Origin of the sequence: Staphylococcus sp. CWZ226, from assembly GCF_018986355.1 — a bacterium.
Lineage (GTDB): Bacteria > Bacillota > Bacilli > Staphylococcales > Staphylococcaceae > Staphylococcus > Staphylococcus simulans.
The window spans coordinates 23,451-31,910 of record NZ_JAHMSB010000016.1 but is presented as its reverse complement, the minus strand read 5'-3'; the positions used below and the strand labels follow the sequence as shown (position 1 = coordinate 31,910).

The window sequence follows — 8,460 nt, the reverse complement described above, 5'->3', positions numbered from 1 at the left end:
ATTTAGCATACTATCACCTCATTATCTTATTACTATCATTATACAAGAAATGGGGAAAAGGTTATTATGTAAAATGTTAAAAAATAAAAAATGCCGACAAGTCCGTAGGACTTTGTCGACAGTCTGGCATTTGTACCTTCTTCACCTGTTTCTGGTAAAGCTTTATCTTTAGAAACTTTTGGAGCTTTTTCCGGTTGTTTTTCAGATTTAACTACTTTATGAGGGGCTACATCACCTTTTGGTGCTTTAGGTGGTGTAGGTTGACCAGGTTCTGATGGTTGTTCTGGTGTAGTTGGTACTTCTGGTTTATTTGGTTTTTCAGGTTTTTCTGGCGTGTTAGGTACTTCCGGTTTCTCTGGTACCTCTGGTTTTTCTGGTACTTCAGGTACTTCTGGTTTCTCTGGTACCTCTGGTTTTTCTGGTACTTCAGGTACTTCTGGTTTCTCTGGCACTTCTGGTACTTCCGGCTTCTCTGGTTTTTCAGGAACTTTTGGTTCTTCCGGTTTCTCAGGTGTGATTGGTTTTTCAGGTTCTACTACTGGTTTATAGAAGCCACTGTCGATTGTGAAATCATCCGCATTATCTACAACGACTTTGACTGTTTGACCGTCTGAGTCTAATGCTTTGTCTCCTACATTCACTTTAGTTGCTTCATAACCTTTCGGTGTGTCGAATGTTACTGTGTATTCACCATTGTATAATCCAGTAAATTGATAAATACCGTTTTCATCTGTCACTGTTGTTTCTGTGCTGCCGTCTGGCTTAGTTAAAGTAACTGTTACGCCTGAAATGCCTTTTTCATTTGAGTTTTGAACACCATCTTTGTTGCTGTCTTCCCATACTTTATCTCCGATAGTGTATGTTGCTGGAACTGGTGTTGGTTCTACCACTGGTTTATAGAAGCCGCTGTCGATTGTGAAGTCATCCGCATTATCTACTAAAACTTTAACTGTTTGACCGTCTGAATCTAATGCTTTGTCTCCTACATTTACTTTAGTTGCTTCGTAACCTTTCGGTGTGTCGAATGTTACTGTGTATTCGCCATTATATAATCCAGTAAATTGATAGATACCGTTTTCATCCGTTACTGTTGTTTCTGTGCTGCCGTCCGGCTTAGTTAAAGTTACTGTTACGCCTAAAATGCCTTTTTCATTTGAGTTTTGAACACCATCTTTATTACTATCTTCCCATACTTTGTCTCCGATAGTGTATGTCGCTGGAACTGGTGTTGGTTCTACCACTGGTTTATAGAATCCGCTGTCGATTGTGTATTTATCTGCATTGTTGATTACGACTTTCGTTTCTAAACCGTTTGAATCTAATGCTTGATCACCAACATTTACCTTAGTTGCTGTGTAACCTTCTGGTGCAGTGAATTTAACTGTGTATTCACCGTTTTCTAATCCAGTAAAGTTATACTTACCTTCAGCATCTGTCACAACTGATTCTGTTGTACCATCTGGTTTAGTCAGTGTCACTGTTACGCCGGCGATACCTTTTTCATTTGAATTTTGGATACCGTCTTTGTTGCTGTCTTCCCACACATAGTCACCTAAGTTGTATGTTGCTGGGACTGGTGTTGGCTCAACCGTCGGTTTGTAGAAACCACTGTCGATTGTGAAGTCATCCGCATTATCTACCACGACTTTGACTGTTTGACCGTCTGAGTCTAATGCTTTGTCTCCTACATTTACTTTAGTTGGTTCATAGCCTTTCGGTGTATCGAACGTTACTGTATATTCGCCATTTGGTAATCCTGTGAAGTGGTAAATACCGTTGTCGTCAGTCACTGTTGTTTCTGTGCTGCCGTCCGGCTTAGTTAAAGTTACTGTTACGCCTGAAATACCTTTTTCGTTTGAGTTTTGAACACCGTCTTTACTGCTGTCTTCCCATACTTTATCTCCGATTGAGTATGTTCCTGGCACTGGTGTCGGCTCAACCGTCGGTTTGTAGAAACCACTGTCGATTGTGAAGTCATCCGCATTATCTACCACGACTTTGACTGTTTGACCGTCTGAGTCTAATGCTTTGTCTCCTACATTTACTTTAGTTGGTTCATAGCCTTTCGGTGTATCGAACGTTACTGTGTATTCGCCATTTGGTAATCCTGTGAAGTGGTAAATACCGTTGTCGTCAGTCACTGTTGTTTCTGTGCTGCCGTCCGGCTTAGTTAAAGTTACTGTTACGCCTGAAATACCTTTTTCGTTTGAGTTTTGAACACCGTCTTTACTGCTGTCTTCCCATACTTTATCTCCGATTGAGTATGTTCCTGGCACTGGTGTCGGCTCAACCGTCGGTTTGTAGAAGCCGCTGTCGATTGTGTAATTATCTGCATTGTTGATTTTTACTGTAGTAGAAGTACCATCAGAATCTAAAGCATCATTACCTTGATCGACTAATGTTGCTGTATAACCTTCTGGTGTTGCAAAATCTACTTTATAGTCTCCATTTGCTAATCCAGTAAACTCATACTTACCTTTTTCATCAGTTGTTGTTGTTTCTGTGCTGCCGTCCGGTTTAGTCAATGTAACCGTTACACCTGCGATACCTGTTTCGTTTGAGTTTTGGATACCATCTTTGTTGCTGTCTTCCCAAACGTAGTCACCTAAGTTGTATGTCGCTGGTACTGGTGTCGGCTCAACCGTCGGTTTGTAGAATCCACTGTCGATTGTTAAATTGTCCGCGTTGTCGATTACTGCTTTTGTTTCCAAGCCGTTTGAATCCAACGCTTGATCTCCAACGTTTACTTTTGTTGCTGTGTAGCCTTCCGGTGCTGTGAACTTAACTGTGTATTCGCCATTTGCTAAATCCGCAAAGTTGTATTTACCTTTTTCGTCAGTTGTTGTTGTTTCTGTTGTGCCATCCGGTTTAGTCAATGTAACCGTTACACCTGCGATACCTGTTTCGTTTGAGTTTTGGATACCGTCTTTGTTGCTGTCTTCCCAAACGTAGTCACCTAAGTTGTATGTCGCTGGTACTGGTGTCGGCTCAACCGTCGGTTTGTAGAATCCGCTGTCGATTGTTAAATTGTCCGCGTTATTAATCACTGCTTTTGTTTCTAAACCATTTGAATCCAACGCTTGATCACCAGCGTTTACTTTCGTTGCTGTGTAACCTTCCGGTGCTGTGAATTTAACTGTGTATTCGCCGTTCGCTAAATCCGCAAAGTTGTATTTACCTTCAGCGTCTGTCACTGCTGTTTCTGTTGTACCGTCCGGTTTAGTCAATGTAACCGTTACACCTGCGATACCTGTTTCGTTTGAGTTTTGGATACCGTCTTTGTTGCTGTCTTCCCATACATAGTCACCTAAGTTGTATGTTGCTGGCACTGGTTTATAGAATCCTGAATCGATTGTAAAATCATCTGCACCATTAATAGTTACGTTTGCAACTAGGCCATTAGAATCTTTCGCTCTATCATTGCCAGCATCCGCTGTTGTCGCTACATAACCTTCTGGTGTTTCAAATTCTACAACATAGTCTCCATTTACAAGGTTGTTAAATAAATAGTTACCATATTCGTCAGTTGTAGCTGTTTGTAATACTTGACCAGCTTTATCTTTCAAAGTAACTTTAACACCTGCAAGCGGTTTTTCATTTGTTTCTTGAATACCATCTTGATTAATATCTTCCCAAACGTAATCTCCTAATTTGTACGCTTGAACTGTACCTTCTCCAGTGCCATTACTAAATTCCGTTACAACAGAATTATCAAAGGCAAATGAAGCTTTTTTACCATTGATATCCTTTGCATATAAAGTAGTTCGTGTCGTCAGATGCGTACTACGTTTTGGGTCATATTTAGAGTCAACTACAACAACATAAGAATCACTGATACTACCGAAATTAACTTCCAATTCCCCTTGATTATTTGTATAAACTCTTTTGCTATTATAGAAATCTGGTGCTAAATCTTGATATTTAGAGGCATCAAATGCGTAACTATCTGTTAGCTCTGCTTTATTAGGAACTTTATAAATATGAAGTTGCGTAGTATTAACATCTAATATTGCATTACTATCCACATCTTTCGGCGCTAAAGTTAAAAATGCTTGTGTAAGGAATGTATCTGTAGGATTTACATAAACAATTTGTTGGAAACCATTAGTTTTTTGTAATGCATCAACACTAGTAATCATTGTATCTACAGAAGCAGGGTATAATCCATGATCATGTGCATCATATGCATAAGTTATTTGCGGACTATATTTTTCGCCTGCAATATCATAATTTAAAGTATATGTGCCTGCTTTTTGAGCAGTGTTTCTATCAGTGAACTGTGTTAAGTCAAATTTACCTGAGATATCTTGTTTATCATTAACCCAGTCTGTAAATGTATATGTCAATGTTTTTGTTTTCGTATCATAAACACCTTCAGCAATTACCATACCAGTAGATGTAGCTAATACAGTGTGTGATTTATCATCCGAATTTTTATAATTTAAGTCTCCATTGTAAGTTGCATATTCAGGCATTTGGACTGTAAAATAGTCTCCCCCTTTAACTGCTTTATCAATCACGTAGTCAGCTAACAAACGGAAGTTGCCACCTTGGTTAGGATCAATTTGAGTTTCGCTGATTTGTGGATTAGAAACTGTAACTAACCCATTAACATTTGAACCTGTTTGTGCTGTTAATGTAGTAGCCAAACTATCAGTTGCACGTGATGCTATTCTTAAAGATGGCGTAGTTTCTGATGTAGTTTCTATTGTTTTTCCATCTTTATTTTGCGAGGACTGTTTTAATAAATCTGCTATTATGATAACTGGTGTACTTTTTGCTGTTATACTTGAGTTTGCCTCACTGTCTGTATCCACAACTGGATTACCAGATTGTGATTTAGTTAGTTGTTGAGGTGGAGTTCCAATAACAGATTTTATTATTTGTTTTTCTTCTGTAGGATCTTCAACCTGTTTTGTATTTTTTTTAATATATTCTTCTGTTTGGGTTGTTTTATTAATTATGGGTGTAAGTTCTGTAGAAGGTGATTTTTCTTCAATAGGATTTATTTTATCAGTGGTTGTTGATTCTTTGGAGTTAATTTCTGGTTGATATTGTGTGTTGGTATTGTTTTCTGTAATTCTATCTTCTACTATTTTGTTATTTAATTGCTTTTCAGTGATATCAGTATTTTTAGCCTGATATCCGGTGGTTTCTAGATTGAGCGCAGTCTCTTCTGGTTGTAATGATGTCGTCTCTTTAGTCTCGTTTGAAGTAGTTATCTCCTCTGCTGCTTTTGCTTCATGACCAAGACCTAATAATAAGGTAGTACCTACAATAATGGATGCTGTTCCGACTGAAAATCGTCGTATCGCATACTTGTTATGGCGCCTAGCCTCAAAATTATTTAGTTGTTTATTCATGTTTTTCTCCTCTCAATATTTAAGCATGTAATTCGCTTATCCCTAATTAGGTATAAAAACAAGCCGAGTCAAACTATATTGTTCCTGTAGAACGCTGGAGAAGAACTAGTATTTGAAATAGACAGACTCTTCATCCCTGGGGACTCAAAAATGAGTAGGAAACAACTATAAATGAAACGGCTTAACCCAATTGTAATCAATACTTTCTAAAAAATATTGTACAAAACTTCAAAAAAGGTAAATTTTATATCTTTTTTACGTTATTATGTTTACTATTTCTTCTGTACTGTGTAGGTGTCATTTCAAATTCTTTTTTAAATTTCTTACAGAAATGAGAAGAATCTGCATAACCTAACATTTGGGAGATTTCACTGATGTTTAAGTTACGATCTAGTAACTTCTTAGCATCTTCTAGTTTTGACTTAGTAATATACTTTTTAACTGTCATACCAAGTTCATTTTTAAAGTTTAAATTTAAGGTCGTTTGGCTAATGTTAAATTCTTTAGCAATCGACTCTATCGTGATTTCATTGTAAAGATTCTGGTTGATATAGTTGAGAATTGAAGATAAAAATGGGGAGAGCTCTTCATCCACGATTTCACCTATTTTTTGAGTGAAAAATACGATAGCGCCATTTCTGACTTTCATAATTTCCGAAAAGTTTTTAGCGGCTTCATTGTCAATAATCATTTGGTCTCTCGTGCGGGTTGCTTCTAATACATCCATGCCTGATTCTATTGCGAGTTGTGATAATTTTTCAAAAACGATAATCGAATAATTCTTCTCACTACGAATAGAATCTCTTTTGCTTGTTGGCATGATTCCTCCTTCCAAATCTGATAGAGATTTCTTCAACTTTGTTATAGAACCTTGTCTCACTAAATCCATCACTTGCTTTTCATACTTTAATTTATTCTTTTCTTTTTCATTTTCAATAAAAAATAATTTCTCTAACCCAGCGTCGTCTAACATTTTCTGCAACTTTTCTACATAGCTATGTATAGGCTCAAAAGTCGGGTCTGATTGATGATCTAATGTAAAAAGATAGTGCACTAATTTAATAATGTCTCTAATGTCTTCTAGAGAATAGAGCTTTATTTCTGGTGCATAATCATTTATTGCCCTTTTAAATTTAATGCTGATGTTTTGTTGTTTTAAAAAGTGTGTAAAGAAGTCGTCCGGTGGTAAACAATGGACATTAAACGGACCAAACAAATAATGCTTGTCCTCAAAGTTATGAAGTAGAAATACTTCATTCAAGGCACCTGTTAAAATATAGTAATTATGCCTTTTCTTTTCATCTTCAACAGATTTAATAAGATCTAGTTCATTATATTGCGGGCTAATCATTTTCTTCGATGTATACTTCTGTATCTCATTCAGATTAGAATCGTATGCTTTAACATTGATACCTAAACATACATGAAGCGATTTTAATATTGCTTTTTCTTTCATTTCTAATCAAAGACCTCCTAGTTGTTACGAAGTTTCTCTTGCCTCACATTAATATCATAATAGCAAATCGAAATATTTAATTGTACATATTATAAAACATTGTATGTTTAAAACATACAATCGCTCACAAGTTGTATTTTGATAATACTGTCATAACAACCTTATCGCAAGCAAACGCTTTCTTAAAAATATCAATACCCTATCACAACCTAGAATATGTTTATCATTAATTTTAAATTATTTGATTAAAACAAATATGTATAATTTTAAATTATTATAACCGAACATAAAAAGTAGAGCCTGTCAGAAATAGAGGCTCTACTTATATCTTTACGAAATATAGACGTCATTATTTACGTAAATTCAAACGCTTTTTTATTATACTTGATTTGTCAAGTATACTTTATTTCATAGACAATAAATACCTGAATGTTTCACGTCAAACCAAATCAACTTTACCTGATTTTTTCATCAAATGTTCAAACTTATTGTACTTATTTTTGCATTATATAACATAATGCAGTTTATTTAATCTTGCTCTGTATCAACGTTAAATAAACGTTCCGCATTTTGATAAGCAATTTTAGCTTGTTCTGTTGGTGTGAGATTCAATTCATCTAAGAATGTCGTTAATCCCTCTGGTTTTATATACGGGTAATCCGATGCATATAAGATACGATCAATATCGAAATAGTGACGTATCATTTCAAATTGAGGTCTCGATAACATCCCACTCGGCGTGATGTAGAAGTTATTTTTAAAATACATACTGATAGGTTGTTTTAAATGTTCTGATATGATTGCTTGATCCATACGCTCTAAGAAGAACGGCACAAATTCTCCCCAATGGCCGAGGATGATTTGTAGATTCGGATAACGGTCTAATAATCCTGAAAGTACTAATCTTACCGCATGAACCCCTGTCTCCATATGCCAGCCATATCCAAATGACGCAAATATTGATGCAGTAACGTCATCATAGCTTGAGCTATTATAATAATCTTGGTAGACTTCAGACTTAATCGGTGCTGGATGTAAGTAAAGTGGTACATCTAATTCTGCAGCTGCTTCAAATATCCCTTCATACTTCGGATGATCCAAGAATGTACCGTCTTCTCCTCTTCCTGCAATCAACGCACCTTTAAGCCCTAGTTCTTTTACACTTCTTCTTAATTCTTGTGCTGCTGCTTCTGGTTCATTAATAGGCAATACCGCCAAGCCTTGAAAACGTGTCGGACGTAAGTCCACATACTCTCCTAACACATCATTACATAACTGACATAATTCAATTCCTGCCTGTCCTGTTAAGAGTGAAGGTGCTTCTTTACCATAAGATAAAACCTGCATACGTACGTTATTGTCATTCATAAATTTCATACGCGTTTTATGTTGGTCTAGATCATCTTCACCATGAAAGTCAGTCTTTTCTTCTAAAGCTGAAAGCATTGTTTCTAACGGAACACCTTTAGGATCTTTCGAAACTAAATTCCTCACCTTTTCTTGTACATCTGTCAGTATATAGTGTTCTTCAACCAAAATCGTTTCCATTTTTTCTTCCTTCTCTCTTCTATATCGTTAATAATCTTTTCCCGAGTTACCTTACATATATGCGATAAGCTTTTCAATAATTCGTTCTAAGCT

Annotated in this window: 3 protein-coding genes; all 3 read right to left on the bottom strand. The window is 36.4% G+C overall.

The annotated features are described in order from the left end of the window. Positions 1–38: 38 nt before the first annotated feature. The 3 genes from KRR19_RS11210 to KRR19_RS11200 all read right to left on the bottom strand — a co-directional run bounded on the left by KRR19_RS11210 (position 39) and on the right by KRR19_RS11200 (position 8,367). On the bottom strand, positions 39–5,363 hold the full coding sequence (locus KRR19_RS11210; RefSeq protein ID WP_216733637.1) for an SdrD B-like domain-containing protein: 5,325 nt from the start codon (positions 5,361–5,363) through the stop codon (positions 39–41). A gap of 244 nt (positions 5,364–5,607) precedes the next feature. Further along, complete coding sequence (locus tag KRR19_RS11205; RefSeq protein WP_216733636.1) at positions 5,608–6,819, bottom strand: YSIRK-targeted surface antigen transcriptional regulator; 1,212 nt, start codon at positions 6,817–6,819, stop codon at positions 5,608–5,610. Positions 6,820–7,347: 528 nt separating this feature from the next. Beyond that, positions 7,348–8,367: an amidohydrolase family protein gene (locus tag KRR19_RS11200; RefSeq protein ID WP_002480093.1), complete on the bottom strand. Its 1,020-nt coding sequence runs from the start codon at positions 8,365–8,367 to the stop codon at positions 7,348–7,350. Positions 8,368–8,460 lie beyond the last annotated feature (93 nt).